The sequence below is a fragment of the Streptomyces sp. JLBT605 genome (assembly GCF_058215555.1).
In genome coordinates this window covers 6,154,390-6,172,908 of sequence record NZ_CM177087.1, presented here as the reverse complement: position 1 = coordinate 6,172,908, position 18,519 = coordinate 6,154,390, and the positions used below count along the sequence as shown (strand labels likewise).

Annotated in this window: 7 protein-coding genes; 3 read left to right on the top strand and 4 right to left on the bottom strand. The window is 72.1% G+C overall.

Features of this window, described 5'->3' with window-relative positions; genetic code table 11:
- Nucleotides 1-34: 34 nt before the first annotated feature.
- The gene (locus tag AC4BDD_RS26755) at nucleotides 35-352 is read right to left on the bottom strand and encodes a hypothetical protein (RefSeq protein ID WP_490688015.1); all 318 of its coding nucleotides are present in this window, start codon (nucleotides 350-352) and stop codon (nucleotides 35-37) included.
- Between the two features lie 36 nt (nucleotides 353-388).
- On the bottom strand, nucleotides 389-1,240 hold the full coding sequence (locus AC4BDD_RS26750; RefSeq protein WP_490688014.1) for a hypothetical protein: 852 nt from the start codon (nucleotides 1,238-1,240) through the stop codon (nucleotides 389-391).
- A 310-nt stretch (nucleotides 1,241-1,550) separates the two neighbouring features.
- Here AC4BDD_RS26750 and AC4BDD_RS26745 point away from each other — a divergent pair, with 310 nt between their 5' ends.
- Nucleotides 1,551-1,916: a hypothetical protein gene (locus AC4BDD_RS26745; RefSeq protein ID WP_490688013.1), complete on the top strand. Its 366-nt coding sequence runs from the start codon at nucleotides 1,551-1,553 to the stop codon at nucleotides 1,914-1,916.
- A gap of 546 nt (nucleotides 1,917-2,462) precedes the next feature.
- Entirely contained in the window at nucleotides 2,463-4,628 is a 2,166-nt protein-coding gene (kdpB, locus tag AC4BDD_RS26740; RefSeq protein ID WP_490688012.1) for a potassium-transporting ATPase subunit KdpB, read from the top strand.
- A gap of 74 nt (nucleotides 4,629-4,702) precedes the next feature.
- Here kdpB and AC4BDD_RS26735 read toward each other — a convergent pair whose 3' ends face one another.
- On the bottom strand, nucleotides 4,703-5,641 hold the full coding sequence (locus AC4BDD_RS26735; protein ID WP_490688011.1) for an NmrA family NAD(P)-binding protein: 939 nt from the start codon (nucleotides 5,639-5,641) through the stop codon (nucleotides 4,703-4,705).
- Between the two features lie 102 nt (nucleotides 5,642-5,743).
- Between AC4BDD_RS26735 and AC4BDD_RS26730 the strand changes: the two genes are divergently transcribed.
- Entirely contained in the window at nucleotides 5,744-6,757 is a 1,014-nt protein-coding gene (locus AC4BDD_RS26730; protein ID WP_490688010.1) for an AraC family transcriptional regulator, read from the top strand.
- Between the two features lie 129 nt (nucleotides 6,758-6,886).
- Here the strand turns inward: AC4BDD_RS26730 and AC4BDD_RS26725 are convergent, their stop codons facing one another.
- The gene (locus AC4BDD_RS26725; protein ID WP_490688009.1) at nucleotides 6,887-18,502 is read right to left on the bottom strand and encodes a type I polyketide synthase; all 11,616 of its coding nucleotides are present in this window, start codon (nucleotides 18,500-18,502) and stop codon (nucleotides 6,887-6,889) included.
- Nucleotides 18,503-18,519: the final 17 nt, after the last annotated feature.

Sequence of the window (18,519 nt, the reverse complement as noted above, 5' to 3'; positions counted from 1 at the left end):
GCGGCAGGGCCTGGCCTCCGGTGCTCCTGTACTCCTAGGGGTTGTCGTCCGGTGAGCGGCCGGGACCGGGGCCGGGGGATCCCGGTTCGCCCGGCGCGGGAGGGCCTTCCTCGGCTTCCGCTTCCGCTTCCGCGCGCTTGCGCGCGGCCCGGTGGACGGCCTCCTTCAGGCTCCTCGGCGGCTGATCCGCGAGCTCGGCCAGACGCCGGCGCAGCTCATCGGCCTCGGCCTTCCGCTTCCGCTCCCGCTCCCGCTCGGCGGCCTCGTCCTTGCCGCGCTTCTCGTCACGGTTCTCGTCACGGTCCTTGCCGCGTTCCGTGTCGCGATCCTGGTCCCTGTCCATGGCGTCCATGGCGACCTCCCCGGTCCGGCTGGCGGAGGGCTGTCATCAGTCATTGTCCTCCTCGCCGCCCTCCCAGGCGTCGAGCAGGGGGTTCCCGCTTCTGAGCCGGTCGATCTGCCCCCGCCACGCCTCGGCGCGGGCCCGGGTGGAGTCCTTCGCCAGGGCATTGAGCTCGCGGGCCGCGGAGAAGCGGTCGGATTCCGGAGCGGCGCGGGCGATACGGCTGACCGTCTTGGTCTTGGCGTCGACGGCCGCGCGGAGCGAGGCGCCGGTGAGACGTCCGAGCTTGCGGAACTTCGGCTGGTCGCCGGAGAACCAGGTCTGCTGCCACCACTCTTCGGTGACCGGATCCCGCCAGCTGATGTAGCCGCCGCGCAGGATCTGCCGCGGGGCCTGGATGTGTCCGCCGAAGCTGTAGCGGACGCCGTCGACGGCGACCGGGTCGTAGAAGCGCGGGGTGAAGAAGTCGGAGACGAGCAGTCCGTTGACGGTGTAGCCGAACTCGGCGGCCTCCGAGGGGTCGGCGACCTCGACGAGGAATTCGACCACGCCCTGGTCGGGGTGCGGGGACTTGCCCGGTCTCACGGTGTTCCCCATGGGGTCGCCCAGCATTTCGAGCATCTCGTGGCTGGCGGTCAGCGACCAGCTGTCGCTGAACTCGATCAGGGAGAACGGCTGGCCGTTGTCGTCCAGGTGGAAGCCGGCGGCGTCGGGGACGTCATCGACGACCATCATCGGCCAGTATCCGACGGGCACGTCCTCCAGGCTGTCGAAGGCGTCCACGGTGGCGTTGATCTGCCAGATGGGTCCGAAGTCACGGGTGGCCTGCTTCTGCAGCGCGGCGGCCACGCGGTTCAGCCGGGAGGGGCTGATCTGGTTGTTCTGGGTCAGGGACACAAGCGCAAGCTGGACGATGAGCATATCGGCACTGTGCCTGCCGTGCGGCCGTGCCCGGCGGCGGCACACCTGACCCGCGAGGGCATCTCACCCGGACGGCCCGTACCCCGTACCCGGTACCTCGGCCGCCCGCGTCAACAGGACGTCAGCACAAGCGGGACATCGCTTCGCCTTCCGGGCAGCCGGCGTTAACACCCCGCTGCGCGATCGCCACCACGGGCCCGCACGGCACGCGCTCCGACCACGCTGTGATCTTGAGCTGGATCGTCGGCCGCCCGACCAGTGGCCGAGGAGCGACACAGGGGGATGGGTGAGCGATCTCTATATCGACATGGAGATGCTGGAGCGCGTCCAGGACAACATCAGGCACATCTCGGAACTGATGCGGAAGCCCGGCCGGGAGATGAAGGACGTGGACGGCACCGCCATGGGGGCGTCCGGACTGGCGGACCGGATGGACGAGTTCGGCGACGAATGGTCGTACGGCATCAAGAAGCTCAACAAGTTCTCGGACGCCGCGGCCAAGGCGCTGGGCGACATCAAGAAGTCGTTCGAGGACCTGGACCGCGATCTGGGCAAGGCGCTGACCGACGCCGGCCCGCCGGCCGAGGCGGTCAGCGCGTCCTGGTCGACCCGCTGGGCCGTGTCGGGCCGTACACCTCCGTACCCGACCTGAGCACCCTTCTCCTGGTGTCCGGTGGCGCGGCGGCCGTGCTCGCGCTCTCCGGCGTCCTGGCCGCTCGCGCCGGATTCCGCGACCGGCCGCGGTTCGGTCCTGGTCTGCCGCCGGCCGGCCCGCCCCCTCCCCCGGCCCCAGGGCCACCGCCTCCGGTCCCGCCTCCCCCACCGCCTCCGGTCCCGCCTCCGCCCCCGCCTCCGGTCCCTCCGGGCCGGACGCCGTAAGGAGCGTGGGGGCGACGCCGTCAGGGAGCCGTAAATCCCGTCAGAGGGCCGTCAATTCCCCGGTGGTCCGCCAGGTCGCCGCGGCGGCGGGCACTAGGTTCGGCCGTGCCGCTCACGGTCGCGGGCTCATGGCATGCCCCCCTGTCCGGGCGAGGTCCGGCCATGCCTGGAGCAGCGGGCGCGCCCGGCGTCACCCGTACCGCGGCCGAAGACAGCCGTGCCGTCGCCGGGACCCGGCGACGACACGGCGCAGCCGCTTCCCATGTCGAACACGCCGACCGTCCTCCGTGCGGCCGGTCTCAGGAGAAGGACGTCCCCGATGCTTCCCGCCGCCCCCCAGCAGGCACCGACGGCACCCCCCGGCCGAGCACCGGGAAGTGCCCCCGGGACGCGGCACGGTGGCCACCGGAACAACCGCCGAGGCGGCGGCCTGATCGATCCGGTCCAGCTGCTGACGTCCCTTCCGGACGCGGTGCGCAAGCTCCATCCGCGGGCCCTGGCCCGGAATCCGGTGCTGTTCGTCGTGGCCTGCGGCTCGGTGCTCACCACCGCCTCGGCGCTGCTCGACCCGTCCGTCTTCACCCTGGTGATCAGCGTCTGGCTGTGGCTGACGGTGATCTTCGCCAACCTCGCCGAGGCCGTGGCCGAGGGCCGCGGCAAGGCACAGGCCGAGTCGCTGCGCAAGGCGCGTACGGACACGGTGGCGCGGCGGCTGCGCCACTGGCATGTGGACATGGAACCGGGTGAGGCCGTGCTCGAGAGCGTCGCGGCCACCGAGCTCCAGCTGTTCGACTTCGTCCTGGTCGAGGCGGGCGAGCTGATCCCGGCCGACGGCGATGTCGTCGACGGGATCGCGGCGGTCGACGAGTCCGCCGTCACCGGGGAGTCCGCCCCGGTCATCAGGGAGGCGGGCGGCGACCGCTCCGGGGTCACCGGCGGGACGACGGTGCTGTCGGACCGCATCGTGGTCCGGGTCAGCTCGCGGCCCGGACACTCCTTCCTGGACCGGATGATCGCCCTGGTCGAGGGCGCGTCCCGGCAGAAGACCCCGAACGAGATCGCGCTGAACATCCTGCTGGCCGCGCTCACCATCGTCTTCGTGCTGGTGGTCCTCGCCATCCAGCCGATGGCCGGCTACGCCGACGCGCCGCAGTCGACCACCGTGCTCGTCGCCCTCCTGGTCACCCTCATCCCGACCACCATCGGCGCGCTGCTGTCGGCCATCGGCATCGCCGGGATGGACCGGCTGGTGCAGCGCAACGTCCTGGCGATGTCGGGGCGGGCGGTTGAGGCAGCGGGCGACGTCAACACCCTGCTGTTGGACAAGACCGGAACCATCACCCTGGGCAACCGCGAGGCCGCCGCCTTCGTGCCGCTGCCCGGCATCGACGAACTCCAGCTGGCGGACGCCGCCCAGTTGTCCTCGCTGGCCGACGAGACGCCCGAGGGCCGCTCCGTGGTGGTCCTCGCCAAGGAGAAGTACGGGTTGCGGGAGCCGGCGGCTGGCGAGCTGAGCCATGCGCGGTTCGTGGAGTTCAGCGCCCAGACCCGGATGAGCGGCGTGGACCTGCGGTGGACGCGCGGGGAGACCTGCACGATCCGCAAAGGCGCGGCCGCGCAGGTCATCGACTGGGTCACCGCGCGCGGCGGCCGGGTCCCGGCCGAGGCGCGGCTGTTCACCGACTCCATCGCCGCCTCCGGCGGCACCCCGCTGCTGGTCGCGGTCGAGGACCGGTACGGGCCGCGCGTGCTGGGCGTCATCCACCTCAAGGACGTGGTCAAGGACGGCATCCGGGAGCGGTTCGCGGAGCTGCGGCGGATGGGCATCCGCACCGTCATGGTGACCGGCGACAACCCGCTGACCGCGCGCGCCATCGCCGAGGAGGCCGGGGTCGACGACTACCTGGCCGAAGCCACCCCGGAGGAGAAACTCGCCCTGATCAAACGGGAGCAGGCGGGGGGCAAGCTGGTCGCGATGACCGGTGACGGCACCAACGACGCCCCGGCGCTGGCCCAGGCGGACGTGGGCGTCGCCATGAACACCGGCACCTCGGCCGCCAAGGAGGCCGGGAACATGGTGGACCTGGACTCCAACCCGACGAAACTCATCGAGATCGTCGAGATCGGCAAGCAACTCCTCATCACCCGCGGCGCGTTGACGACCTTCTCCATCACCAATGACGTGGCGAAGTATTTCGCGATCATCCCGGCGATGTTCGCGAGCGTCTATCCGGGGCTCGAGGCCCTGAACATCATGGGTCTGCACAGCCCGACCACCGCGATCACCTCGGCGATCATCTTCAACGCGCTGATCATCATCGCGTTGATCCCGCTCGCGCTGCGCGGCGTGCGCTACACCCCCGCCTCCGCCCATGACCTGCTCCGCCGTAACCTCGCCGTCTACGGGCTCGGCGGGCTCGTCCTGCCGTTCGTCGGCATCAAGGTCATCGACCTGCTGGTCTCCGCCGTGCCGGGCCTCGGCTAGCGGGCGGCCGGGACGTACCCGGCGCCGGCAGATCCGGCGGCGGCTCATCCGCCCCGGTAAACGGCTCCGGCGGCTCAGCTCCACGCCCCCGCCGCCGCGGCCCGCGCCACATAGGCCGGGAAATCGGCCGGCTCCCGCCCCAGGACGCGGCGCACGCCGTCCGTGGGCGCCACGGTGTGACCGTCACGGTGCAGGGCGAAGAGCGCGTCCATGGTCTTCACCACCGCCTCCGGCAGGCCCTGGGCCAGCAGTTGGGCGTGGTACTCCTCCGGCGACAGCTCCTGGTAGGTGATCTCCCGCCCGGTGGCTCGCGCGATGGTCTCGGTCGCCTCGCGGAAGGACAGCCCGCGCGGCCCGGACAGTTCGTACACCTGCCCGGCATACCGGTCCCCGTCGGCCGTCAGCAGGGTCGCCGCCACCTCCGCCACGTCCTCCGCATCGATGAACGGCTCCGGGACGTCCCCGATCGGCAGCGCCAGGAGCCCGTCCCGCAGCGGCTGATGCCAGAGGTCCTCGCTGAAGTTCTGGTTGAAGTTGTTGGGCCGGATGACGGCCCACTCGACGCCGGAGCCGCGCACCGCACGGTCGGCGGCCGCCATGCCGGGGCTGAAGTCGGGCCCGACCTCGTCCACTCCGCGGCCGGACAGGGCCACGAAGCGGCGGACACCCGCCTCCACCGCCGATTGGACGAACCGCTCGACCGCCGCGGCGTCGTCGGGGGCGACGAGGTAGACCGCCGCGGCACCGGCGACCGCCTGCTCCCAGGTGTCGGGGACGTCCCAGTCGAAGCGGACGTCGCTGGAGCGGGAGGCGGCCCGTACCGCCGCGCCCTGCGCGCGCAGCCTCCGCACCACCCGGCGGCCGGTCTTCCCGCTGGCGCCGAGGACCAGGATGTCCCCACCGCCCCGACGCCCCCCGCCGCTCTCGCTCGCCCCGCCGCTCACGCTTGCCCCGCTGCTCGTACTGGTCCTGCCGGTCTCGCTGCTCTGGCTGTCCTTGCTGGGTGTTGTCATGTCAGCGAGTCAACTCCCTGACGCCGCCCCGGGCCATGGGCCTCCGTACGTCCCCCATGTCCGTTCGTACGGGCCTTCGAAGGGGCCGTTTAGGCTGGCCTCATGGACCCGTTCGACGATCTTCTGCGGGGTGTGCGCGCCGACGGTGCCGTGTTCGGCCGATCGGTCCTGTCGCCGCCCTGGGCTCTGCGGTTCACCGACGGAGCCGCGCTGACCCTGTGCGTTCCCCTGCACGGGGAGGGGTGGATCGTACGACCCGGGTCCGGGGGCGGCGGGAACAAAGACGCGGACGGACACCGGGGCCCGTGGCGGGTCCGTACCGGGGAAGCGGCGGTGGTCACCGGTCCCCGGCCGTTCCTCTTCACCGACGATCCGGTGACGGCCGCCTCGGGCACGGCGACACCGCACGAGGTGCGGTGTACGGACGTGTGGCCCGGGGAGGCGGCGGGCCGGGACATGGCCGGTGAGCTCGCGGTCGGCGCGACCGGCCGGGCGGTGCTGCTGGCGGGCGCCTACCACGTACGGGGCGCGGTGCCGGAGCGGTTGCTGCGGGTGCTGCCGCCGGTGCTGGTGGTGCCGGACGACCATGACTGCGCGGCCCTGCGCGACTATCTGGAGGTCCAGTTGCTCACGGGCGGAGCGGGCGGCCCGGGCCGGCAGATCGTGCTGGACCGGCTGCTGGACTGGCTGCTGGTGTGCACCCTGCGGGACTGGCTCGCCCGCCCCGAGGCGGACTCGCCGGGCTGGTACCGGGCCTTGGGCGACGAGGTGGTGGGCCCGGCGCTGCGCGCACTGCACGAAGCTCCGGCCGAGCCGTGGACCCTGGCCTCCCTGGCGCGCCGGGCGGGAGTCTCCCGCACCACCCTGGCCAAACGCTTCCAGGAGTTGGTCGGCGAGTCTCCGCTGGCCTATCTGACGGAGTGGCGGATGGCGCGAGCGGCCGACCTGCTCGCCGAACCGGGCGCCACGGTGGCCTCGGTGGCGCGCCGGGTGGGTTACGCGGACGCGTTCGGCTTCAGCGCGGCCTTCAAGCGGGTGCGCGGGGTGAGCCCGAGCGTCCACCGCACCCGTCCGGTCGCCGCCGCATCCGCGGGCGTCCCGCCGCGCCGCGGCTGACGGCACGCAGACGCGGCGGGGAAGGGCGGCGGAGAAGGCAGCAAGGCCGCAGGGGCTTGCACCGTGCGGCGCAAGCCCCTGCGGTCCGTGGCGCCACCCCGCGCTGGGGGCGGGGTGGCGCCTTTTGGGTCACTCCATGTCCGCCAGCCACTCCTCGACGGCCTGCGCGGTGGCCTCCGAGTGCTCCTCGAGAATCGTGAAGTGGTCCCCGGAGATCTGCCTGACGGTGGCCGGCAGGTTCCACTCGGCCCGCCAGATCTCCTCGGGCACCTCGCGCAGTTCCTCCGAGAACGGGTCGGCGGCCTGGAGGAAGAGGGTCGGCGTGCTGATCGACCGCGCCTGCCACTCCATGAAGATGCGGTTGTACCCTCCGCTCGCCGTGACGCTCAGGTCCGTGATGGACGAGTGCGTCCCGTCGCGCAGCAGCACGCCGCTCATCATCGCGTCCGCCAGCTCGGTCCCCACCGCGCCGCTGGCCGCGTAGCTGTCGACGAGCACGAGCGCCGCCGCGGGCGTCCCGAGTTCCTCCAGCTTGGTGGCGACCGCGTGCGCGATCCAGCCGCCCGCGGAGCGGCCGACCAGGACGAACGGCTCGCCGGCGGCACAGGTGCGGGCTACTTCGGCCTGCACCCACGCCAGCGCGTCCACCGACTCCGGCAGGCTCTCCCCCGCGGCGAACCCGGGCTCCGGGACCACGTAGACATCCCGCCGCCCGCGGAAGGCGGCCGCGAACCGCGCGTACTCGTGAGGACCGGAGGTCACGCTGAACGACGGGAGGCAGATCAGCACGGGACGGCTGTCACCACGAGCCAGCCGGAGGGGGACCGGCAGACTCTCCACGTCGCTCGGCGAGGAGAAGGACGGGCTGATCGCGGAGGCGAGAATGCCGAACTGCATCGCCTCGGTGATCTTCCCCTGCTCGCCCGCCTTCCGGTACAGCGCGGAGATGGTGACCGGCGCCGGACCGCTCGCTTCGGGCTCCGGAGCGGCCGGGGCGGTGGCGGCCGTGGCGGCGGAGGCGTCACGAACGCCGTCCTCCACCAGACGCGCCCGCACATACGTCACCAGTGCGGCCGGCGTGGACTGGTCGAAGACCACGGTGGGCGGCAGTCGCAGCCCGGTGACCGCGTTGAGGGCGTTGCGCAGTTCCAGTGCCGTCAGCGAGTTGAAGCCCGACTCCAGGAACGTCACCTCGTTCCGCATCTCCTCGGCGGACAGGTGCCCGAGCACGACCGACGCCTGAGCGCGGACCGTCTCCAGCAGGACCTCGTCCCACTCGGCCGCGGGCAGTGCGGCCAGGCGCTGCCGCAGCACGACGGGCTCCTCCCGCTCCACCTCCACCGCTCGGCGCACCGGAGTCCGCACCAGGGTCCGCAGCAGCGCGGGGACCCCGGCGGGCCAGGACTGGCCGTTCAGCGCCGCGATGTCCAGGCGCGTGGGCACCAGCAGTGCGCGGTGGTCCGCCAGGCCCAGGCCGAACAACGCCACGCCCTCGTCGGAGGTGAGGGGCGCCATGCCCGCGCGGGAGTGGCGCTGCTCGTCCACCGCGTCCAGCGCGCCGGTCATGGTGCTGGTCTCTTCCCACGCACCCCACGCCAGGGAGATCCCGGACAGGCCGCTTGCCCGGCGGTGCTGGGCGAGCGCGTCCAGGAAGGCGTTGGCCGCCGCGTAGTTGCCCTGGCCGGCCGCGCCGAGGACGCCCGCCGCCGAGGAGAACAGCACGAAGGCCGAGAGTCCCAGGTCACGGGTGAACTCGTGGAGGTTGAGCGCCGCGTCCACCTTGGGTCGCAGCACACCGTCCATGCGCTCGGGGGTGAGCGCGGAGATGACCCCGTCGTCCAGGACACCGGCGGAGTGCACCACACCCGCCAGCGGGCGATCGGCCGGGATGCCGGCCAGGAGTGCGGCGAGCGCCTCGCGGTCGGCGGCGTCGCATGCCGCCACCGTGACCTCCGCGCCCAGCGCGGTGAGCCCGGCCGCGGCTTCGGCCGCTCCCTCGGCCGCGAGTCCGCGGCGGCTGGTCAGCAGCAGGTGCCGGACCCCGCACTCGGTGACCAGGTGGCGGGCCACCAGCAGACCGAGGGTGCCGGTGCCGCCGGTGACCAGGACGGTGTCCTGCGGGCCGAAGACCCCGCGCGGCAGGGCGGCTTCCGCACCGGAGGTGTCGGGTGCCGTCTCCCGGGCCTCCGACACCGTGCCGTCGGCGGTGTGCGCGGGGCGTGCCCGCACCAGCCGGGGCACCAGGGTCGTACCTCGGCGCACCGCGACCTGCGGCTCGCCGGAGGTCACCGCGGCCCGCACGGCTCGGCCGGCCGCGTCCTGGTCCTCCAACCCGTCCACGTCGAGCAGGACCAGCCGGTCCGGGTTCTCCGTCTGCGCGGAACGCACCAGGCCCCACACCACCGCGTGCGCCAGGCCCGGAACGTCCTCGCCGTCGGCGGCCGCGAGAGCGCCGCGGGTCACCAGGACGAGGCGCGAGGCGGCAAACCGTTCGTCCGCGAGCCACGCCTGCACCAGCGCCAGCGCACGGTGGGCCGCATCGCGTGCGGTGCCGGCCAGCCCCTCGGCGAAGCCGGCGGCTCCCCCATCGGACAGGGCCGACGGGTCCGACAGTGCGAAGGGCGCCAGCACCACCTCGGGCACGTCCGTGCCCGAGGCGTGGGCGTCGCCGAAGGCGGCCAGGTCCGGATAGGCGTCGACGCCGGCACCGGAGGCCGCCAGCACGGAGGCCAGTTGCGTCCCCTCAGTGCCCAGCAGGGCCCATCGGCCGGCAGCTGCCGTGTACGTCCGCGGCTCGGCGGCCGTCCACGTCACCTCGAAGAGTGACTGCTGCTGACCCGCGCCCAACTGCCCGGGGTTGAACGGACGCAGCACCAGCGAGTCGACCGAGGCGACCGGCCGGCCGTGCTCGTCGGCGGCGGTCAGCTCGACGCTGTCCCCGCTCTGCGCGGCGATGCGCACGCGCAGCGCGGAGGCTCCCGAGGCGTACAGACGGACACCGCTCCAGACGAAGGGCAGCCGGGCCCGGCCGGTCTCCTCGACGAGCTTGCCGAGTCCGATCGCGTGCAGGGTCGCGTCGAGCAGCGCCGGGTGCAGAGCGAAGTCGTCACCCCGCGGACCGGCATCGCCCTCCAGGGCCACCTCGGCGAAGACCTCGTCGGCCGCCCCGCGCCAGGCTCGTCGGAGCCCGCGGAACGCCGGGCCGTAACCGAGGCCGGTCTCCTCCAACCGGTCGTAGTGTCCGTGGAGCTCCACCTCGGTGGCGCCCTGCGGAGGCCAGACCTTCAGGTCGTACTCGGCCTCCTGCGCGCCAGGGCCGACCAGGCCGCTGGCGTGGCGTGTCCACTCCGCACCGTCGAGCCCCTCGACGCGCGAGTGCACCGTCAGCGTGCGCCGTCCCGACGCGTCGGGGGCGCCCACGGCCATCTGCACCTGGACCCCGCCCCGCTCCGGCAGCACCAACGGCGCCTCCAGCGTGAGCTCCTCGACCCGCCCGCAGCCGACCTCGTCGCCCGCGCGCACCGCCATGTCCACGAAGGCGGTGCCCGGCAGCAGCACGGTGCCGGACACCGTGTGGTCACCGAGCCACGGATGGGCGTCGAGGCTCAGACGACCGGTGAACACGTACGTGTCCGTCTCGGCAACCCCGATCGCGGCACCCAGCAGGGGGTGCTCGGCCGGGACGAGACCGGCTGACGTGACGTCGCCGCCGTGCTTGACGGCGTCCAGCCAGTAGCGCTGGCGCTGGAAGGGGTAGGTGGGCAGGTCGACCCGGCGGGCCTCGCTGTGGTTGAACAGCGATGTCCAGTCGACGTCGACTCCGCGTGCGTGTGCCTGGGCCAGCGAGGTCAGCAGCCGCTCCCGGCCGCCTTCACCACGCCGCAGGGTACCGACGGTCACCACCGGCCGGTCGGCCGTCTCCGCCGTCTCCTGTACCCCCATCAGCAGCACCGGATGCGCGCTGACCTCGATGAACGCACCATGGCCCTCGTCAAGGAGCGTGCTGACAGCGTCGGCGAACTCCACCGTCTGCCGCAGATTGCGATACCAGTACCCGGCATCCAGACCGGAGGTGTCGATCCGGGTCCCGGTGACGGAGGAGTAGAACGGGACACGGCCACTGCGCGGCTCAACCGGCGCGAGAACGGCGAGGAGCTGGTCCTGGACCTGTTCCATCTGCGCCGAGTGCGAGGCGTAGCCCATCGGCACCGAACTTGTCCGGGCGCCTGCGGCCTTCCACTCACTCTGCAGGGCCTGCACCGTCTCGCGGTCTCCGGAGACGACCACCGAGCCGGGGCCGTTGACCGCTGCCACCGACACCGCGTCACCGAACTCGGCAATACGCTCGGTGACTTCCTCCAGCGGCAGCGCCACCGACAGCATCACCCCGTCGCCCGGCAGATCGGTCAGCAGCCGGCCACGCAGCGCGATGATCCGGGCACCATCCTCCAGACTCAGCGCACCCGCCACACACGCGGCGGCAATCTCACCCTGCGAGTGACCCACCACCGCAGCAGGCTCCACACCATGGGACTGCCACACCGCGGCCAGCGACACCATGATCGCCCACATCACCGGCTGGACCACATCCACCCGATCCAGCCACGCACCCGACTCATCCCGAACCGTGTCCAGCAACGACCAGTCCGTGAACGGAGCAAGCGCCGCCGCACACTCCGCCATACGAGCGGCGAACACCGGCGAGGACTCCAGCAACTCCACCGCCATACCGGCCCACTGCCAGCCCCCACCAGGGAAGACGAAGACAGCACCACCGGAGGCATCCGCCTCGGCACGGACCACACCAGGGGCATCACTGCCCTCAGCGAGCGCAACCAGCGAACACAAGGCGGACTCACGGTCCTCGGCGAGCACCACCGAACGGTGCCGGAACACCGACCGCGACGTCACCAGCGAATAGCCCACATCCACCGAACCCAGCCCCGGCCGCTCCCCGACGAAAGCCGCCAACTGCCCAGCCTGCGCCCGCAACGCCTCCGCACTACGCGCCGACAACACCCACGGCACGAGGACCGCGGTTTCATCAGTGGGAGCAGCCGCGTTTTCGGACCGCTCGGCAGTCTGGACGCCTTCCAGGATGACGTGCGCGTTGGTGCCACTGACACCGAAGGAGGACACGGCGGCGCGGCGGGGCCGACCCGTCTCGGGCCACTCCACCGACTCGGTCAGCAATTCGACCGCGCCCGCCGACCAGTCCACATGCGGCGTGGGCTCATCGACGTGCAGGGTCTGCGGCAGCACACCGTGCCGCATCGCCATCACCATCTTGATGATCCCGGCCGCGCCGGCCGCCGCTTGGGTGTGGCCGATGTTGGACTTCACCGAGCCCAGCCACAGCGGGCGATCCTCGGGGCGGTTCTGCCCATAGGTCGCCAGCAGCGCCTGCGCCTCGATCGGGTCGCCCAGCGCCGTACCGGTGCCGTGCGCCTCGACCGCGTCCACCTCATCGGCGGAGAGCCGCGCGCCGGCCAGCGCCTGCTGGATCACCCGCTGCTGCGAGGGACCATTCGGCGCCGTCAGACCGTTCGACGCACCGTCCTGGTTCACCGCCGAGCCGCGGATGATCGCCAGCACCGGGTGGCCGTTGCGCTGGGCGTCGGAGAGCCGCTCCACGAGCAGCATGCCCGCGCCTTCGGCCCAGCCGGTGCCGTCGGCGGCACCTGCGAACGCCTTGCAGCGACCGTCCGGGGAAAGGGCGCGCTGGCGGCTGAACTCCACGAAGCCCACCGGTGTGGACATCACGGTGACACCGCCGGCGAGCGCCATCGTGCACTCACCCTGGCGCAGTGCCTGTGCCGCCAGGTGAAGGGCGACCAGCGAGGACGAGCAGGCCGTGTCCAGTGACACCGCGGGCCCTTCCAGCCCGAAGGTGTAGGAGATCCGGCCCGATACGACGCTGCCCGCGCTGCCGATGCTCAGCTGGCCTTCCACGGATTCAGGGGTCTGCGCGAAGCGGGCGGCGTAGTCCTGGCCCATCACGCCGGTGAAGACCCCGACCCGTTCGCCGCGCAGGGACAGCGGGTCGATGCCCGCGCGCTCGAACGCCTCCCAGGAGGTTTCGAGGAGGAGCCGCTGCTGCGGGTCCATCGCGATCGCCTCGCGCGGCGAGATCCCGAAGAACCCGGCGTCGAAGTCGGCCGCGTCGTGCAGGAAGCCGCCGTCGCGTGCGTAGCTGGTGCCGGTGTGCTCCGGATCCGGGTGGTAGAGCGTCTCGAGGTCCCAACCGCGGTCGGTGGGGAAGGGCGATATGCCGTCCCCTCCCGTCACGACCAGACGCCACAGGTCCTCGGGGCTCTGGATGCCTGCCGGGTAGCGGCAGGCCATGCCGACGATGGCGATCGGCTCGTCGGCGGCCACCGATGCCGACGCCTTGGCCGGCGCACCGGCGCTGCCGGTGTCGGCCAGCTCGGCGTTCAGGTGCTGGGCGAGCACCTCGGGGGTCGGGTAGTCGAAGATCAGCGTGGCCGGAAGGCGCAGCCCGGTCGCCGTGTTGAGTCGATTGCGCAGCTCGACGGCGGTGAGCGAGTCGAAGCCGAGGTCGCGGAAGGAACGCTCGGCCGCGATGGCGCCGGAGGACGTGTGCCCCAGCACGGCCGCCACATCGTTGCGGACCATGTTCAGCAGTGCCCGCTCCCGCTCGGCGCCGGAGAGCCCGGCGAGCTGCGGCGAGGCCGCGCTCCCCGCCTCGGCGACACGCCTGGTCGGCGCGCCGACCAGGCCACGCAGCAGCGCCGGCACCTGGCCGGGCTGGGCGCGCAGCCGCGCCACGGCGAGCCGCATGGGCACCAGCACGGAGCTCTCCGCGCCATGGGCGGCGTCGAACAGCCCAAGCCCCTCCTCGTTGGAGAGTGCCTCGGCGCCGTTGCGGGTCATGCGATCGACGTCGGCGCCGGTCATCTGACCCGTCACACCGCTGCTCTGGGCCCACAGGCCCCAGGCGAGCGACTGCCCCGCCAGGCCCAGGCCGCGGCGGTGCTGCGCCAGCGCGTCCAAGAAGGCGTTGGCGGCGGCGTAATTGCCCTGGCCGGGCGCGCCGAGGATCCCGGCGGCCGAGGAGAAGAGGACGAAGGCGGTCAGGTCGAGGTCGCGGGTCAGCTCATGCAGGTTCAGCGCGGCGTCGACCTTCGGCCGCAGCACCGTCTCCAACCGCTCCGGCGACAGCGACTCGATCACACCATCGTCAAGCACACCGGCGGTGTGGACGACTCCGGTCAGCGGATGCTCGGCGGAGATGCCGCCCAGCAGACCGGCCAGCGCCTCACGATCAGCCGCATCACAGGCAGCCACCGTCACCTGAGCACCGAGCCCCGTCAGCTCATCGCGCAGCTCGGCCGCGCCCGGAGCCTCCAGGCCCCGGCGGCTGGTCAGCACCAGATGCCGCACCCCGTGCTCGACCACCAAGTGCCGGGCCACCAACGCACCCAGAGCACCCGTACCACCGGTCACCAGAACCGTGCCATCCACAGCCCAAAGGGAATCCGAGGGCGCGGGGACGGTCGCGCGAGCAAGGCGCGGGACACGCACCGCACCAGCCCGCACCGCCACCTGCGACTCGCCCGAGCCCACAACCGACGGCAGGACAGCCGCAGAAGCCTCGTCCTCGTCGATATCGACCAAGACGAACCGGTCCGGGTTCTCCGACTGCGCCGAACGCACCAGACCCCACACGGCAGCGTGCGCCAGATCCGCGACACCCTCACCCTCGTCCACGGCAACCGCCCCCCGCGTCAGCACCACCAGACGCGAGGAAGCAAACCGCTCATCGCCCAGCCACTCCTGCACCAACCCCAGAACGCGACCGGTCACACTCCGCACATCCGCGGCACTGGAACCACCGGACAGGCACGGCACCAACACCACACCCGGCACCTCACCACCAGCACCCAACGCACCAAGATCCGAGGCGACCTCACCCACGCCCAACGACGCCGGCAGACCAGAAACACCATCGCCCGAACCCAGCACCGCCCAACCAGCAGCACCAGCACCAGCCACCGACACCGACACCGACTGCCAGTCCAGGCGGAAGAGCGAGTCGCGCACGGCGGCCTGGCCGTCGCGCAGCTTGTCCACCTCGACCGCTCGCATGGTCAGCTCGGTGACGCGGCTGACCAGGCGGCCGGTGCCGTCGGCCAGTTCCAGTGCCACGGCTTCGGGGCCGCTCGACATCAGCCGTGCCCGCACCACGGAGGCACCCGCCGCGTGCAGCGACACGCCGCGCCAGGAGAACGGCAGCCAAGCCTGGCCCTGATCGCCGGAGGGGGCTTGCAGGAGCCCGCCGAGGCCGATCGCGTGCAGGGTGGCGTCGAGCAGTGCGGGGTGCAGGCCGAACGCTCGGGCATCGGCCTCGGCCACCTCCGGCAGCGCGACCTCGGCGAAGACCTCGTCGCCACGCCGCCAGACGCCTCGCAGACCCTGGAACGCGGGACCGTAGTCGTACCCGGAAGCGGCCAGCCCGTCGTAGACGCCATCGAGGTCGACCGCGGTGGCGTCCTGCGGCGGCCACTCCGCCAGAGGGGCCTCGTCCTCGCGCGGTTCGGCGCCGGCCGGTGCGAGCACGCCGCTGGCGTGCCGGGTCCAGCCGTCCTCGTGGGAGGCGTCGGCGACCACCGGTTGGGCGGTCTCCGGAGCCGGCCGGGAGTACACCTCCAGCTGCCGCCGCCCGGCGTCATCCGCGGCGCCGACCGCCAACTGCACCTGCACCGAGCGGTGGTCGGGCAGGAGGAGCGGCGCTTCGACCGTCAGCTCCTCGACCTGGCCGCAACCGACCTCGTCACCGGCGCGCACCGCCAGCTCCACGAATGCGGAGCCGGGCAGCAACACCGAGCCCGCCATCGCGTGGTCGGCCAACCACGGCTGTGCGTCCAGGGACAGCCGTCCGGTCAGCACGGCCCCATCGGTGCCGGCCAGCACCACGACGGCGCCCAGCAGCGGGTGGTCCACCGATCCCAGGCCGGCCGAGGACACGTTCTCCGGGCGGATGTCGGACGGGTTCGGCCAGTAGTGCTGGTGCTGGAAGGCGTAGGTGGGCAGGTCGACCCGGCGAGCGCCGGTACCGGCGAAGACCGCCTCCCAGTCCAGCTCGCCACCCTGGACGAAGAGCGCGGACACCGCCGTCAGCAGCGTCTGCTCCTCGGCACGGTCACGACGCAGGACGGGGACGAGCACGGCCTCGGTGTCCTCGGACAGGCACTCCCGGGCCATCGCCGAGAGCGTCCCATCCGGACCAAGCTCCAGGAAGCGGGTGACGCCCTTAGCCTCCAGCGCACGGATCCCGTCAGCGAAACGGACGGCGTCACGGACGTGACGGACCCAGTACTCCGCCGAGCACAGCTCCTCAGCAGACGCGACCTCACCCGTCACATTGGAGACCACCGGGATGCGCGGGGCCTCGAAGGTCATGCCTGCCGCGACCTGTCGGAACTCCGCGAGCATCGCGTCCATGTGCGGCGAGTGGAAGGCGTGGCTGACGTGGAGCTGCTTGGTCTTCACGCCACGGGCGGCGAAGCCTTCGCTGATACGCGCCACGGCGTCGGCGTCGCCGGAGATCACCACGGACGCGGGGCCGTTGACCGCCGCGACCGACACACCAGGGGTTCCGTCGAGCGCCGCGCGGACGTCCTCCTCCGGAGCGGCGATGGAGACCATCGCGCCGCCCTGCGGCAACGCCTGCATCAGACGGGCGCGGGCACACACCAGGGTCGCCGCGTCAGCCAGCGAGAGCACACCGGCCACATGCGCGGCCGACAACTCACCGATGGAGTGCCCGGCCACGAAGTCCGGGCGGATCCCCCACGACTCGGTGAGACGGAACAGCGCCACCTCGATCGCGAACAGCGCCGGCTGGGTGAACCCCGTCTGATCAAGCAACCCCGCATCAGACGCGAAGATCACCTCACGCAGCGGCCGCTCCAGATGACGATCCAGCTCCACACAGACCGCGTCAAACGCCTCCGCGAACACCGGGAACCGCTCACACAGCTCACGGCCCATACCGACCCGCTGCGAACCCTGCCCCGTGAACAACACGGCCAGCTTCCCGGAACCCGCAACGCCCTCGACCACGCCCGCCGGGGTCTCGCCGGCAGCCAGCGCCTCCAGGGCCGCACGGAACTCCGCACGGTCGGAGGCCACCACCGCCGCCCGGTGCTCCAACGCCGCCCGCGACACCGCCAGCGAATAGCCGACATCCGCCACACTCACGTCAGAACGGGACTCCACGAACGCGGCCAGACGCCGCGCCTGCCCCCGCAACGCCTCCGCACTCCGCGCGGACACCATCCACGACACCACGCCATCGGCGCTCGGCGCCTCGGCCGGTTCGGTGTCGGCGGTTGCCGGGACGCCTTCGAGGATGACGTGCGCGTTGGTGCCGCTGACGCCGAACCCGGAGACGGCGGCCCGGCGGGGCTGGCCGGTCTCCGGCCAGGCCACCTGCTCGGTGAGCAGGCGCACCGCGCCCGCCGACCAGTCCACCTTGGTGGACGGCTGGTCCACGTGGAGGGTCTGCGGCAGCACACCGTGCCGCATCGCCATCACCATCTTGATGATTCCGGCGACACCGGCCGCGGCCTGGGTGTGACCCAGATTGGACTTCACCGAACCCAGCCACAGCGGACGGTCGTCGGCGCGGTTCTGCCCATAGGTCGCCAGCAGCGCCTGGGCCTCGATGGGGTCACCGAGCGACGTGCCGGTGCCATGCGCCTCGACCGCGTCCACCTGGTCAGCGGTGAGGCCGGCACTGTTGAGGGCCTGGCGGATGACACGCTGCTGCGACGGGCCGTTCGGCGCCGTCAGACCACTGCTGGCGCCGTCCTGGTTGACGGCCGAGCCTCGGATGACCGCCAGCACGGGGTGGCCGTTGCGTCGGGCGTCCGACAGCCGCTCCACGAGCAGCATGCCCACACCCTCGGCCCAGCCGGTGCCGTCCGCGGCGTCGGCGAACGCCTTGCAGCGGCCGTCGGCGGACAGCCCGCCCTGCCGGCTGAACTCCACGAAGGCGCCCGGCGTCGACATCACGGTCACACCGCCGGCCAGCGCCATCGAGCAGTCACCACGGCGCAGCGCCTGACAGGCGAGGTGGAGGGTCACCAGCGACGACGAGCACGCCGTGTCGACGGTGACCGCGGGTCCCTCCAGGCCGAAGGAGTACGCCACCCGGCCGGAGAGAATGCTGCCGGCGCTGCCATTACCGAGAAAACCGTCACCGCCGCCAGGCGTCCGCTCCACAAGCCCCGCGTAGTCGTGGTACATGAGTCCGGCGAATACGCCGACCTGGCTGCCGTGCAGCGAGAGCGGATCGATCCCCGCCCGCTCGAAAGCCTCCCAGGAGGTTTCCAGCAGCAGCCGCTGCTGCGGGTCCATCGCGATCGCCTCACGCGGCGAAATCCCGAAGAATTCAGCGTCGAACTTCGCCGCACCGTCGAGGAAACCGCCCTCGTGGGTGTGGCTCGCGCCCTTCGCCTCCGGGTCGGGATTGCGCAGTGCGTCCAGGTCCCAACCGCGATCGGTGGGGAATGCCGTCACCCCGTCACCTGCGGTGGAAAGGAGTTCCCACAGGGCGTCAGGGGAGTCGATGCCGCCCGGGTAGCGGCAGCTCATCCCGACGATGGCAATCGGTTCGGTCGATACCTTGGCGAGCTGCTGATTCTGCTGCCGCAGCCGCTCGTTCTCCTTCAGAGAGGCACGCAGCGCCTCGACGATCTTCTCAGTAGAAGTGCTCACACTATCCTCCGCAACCG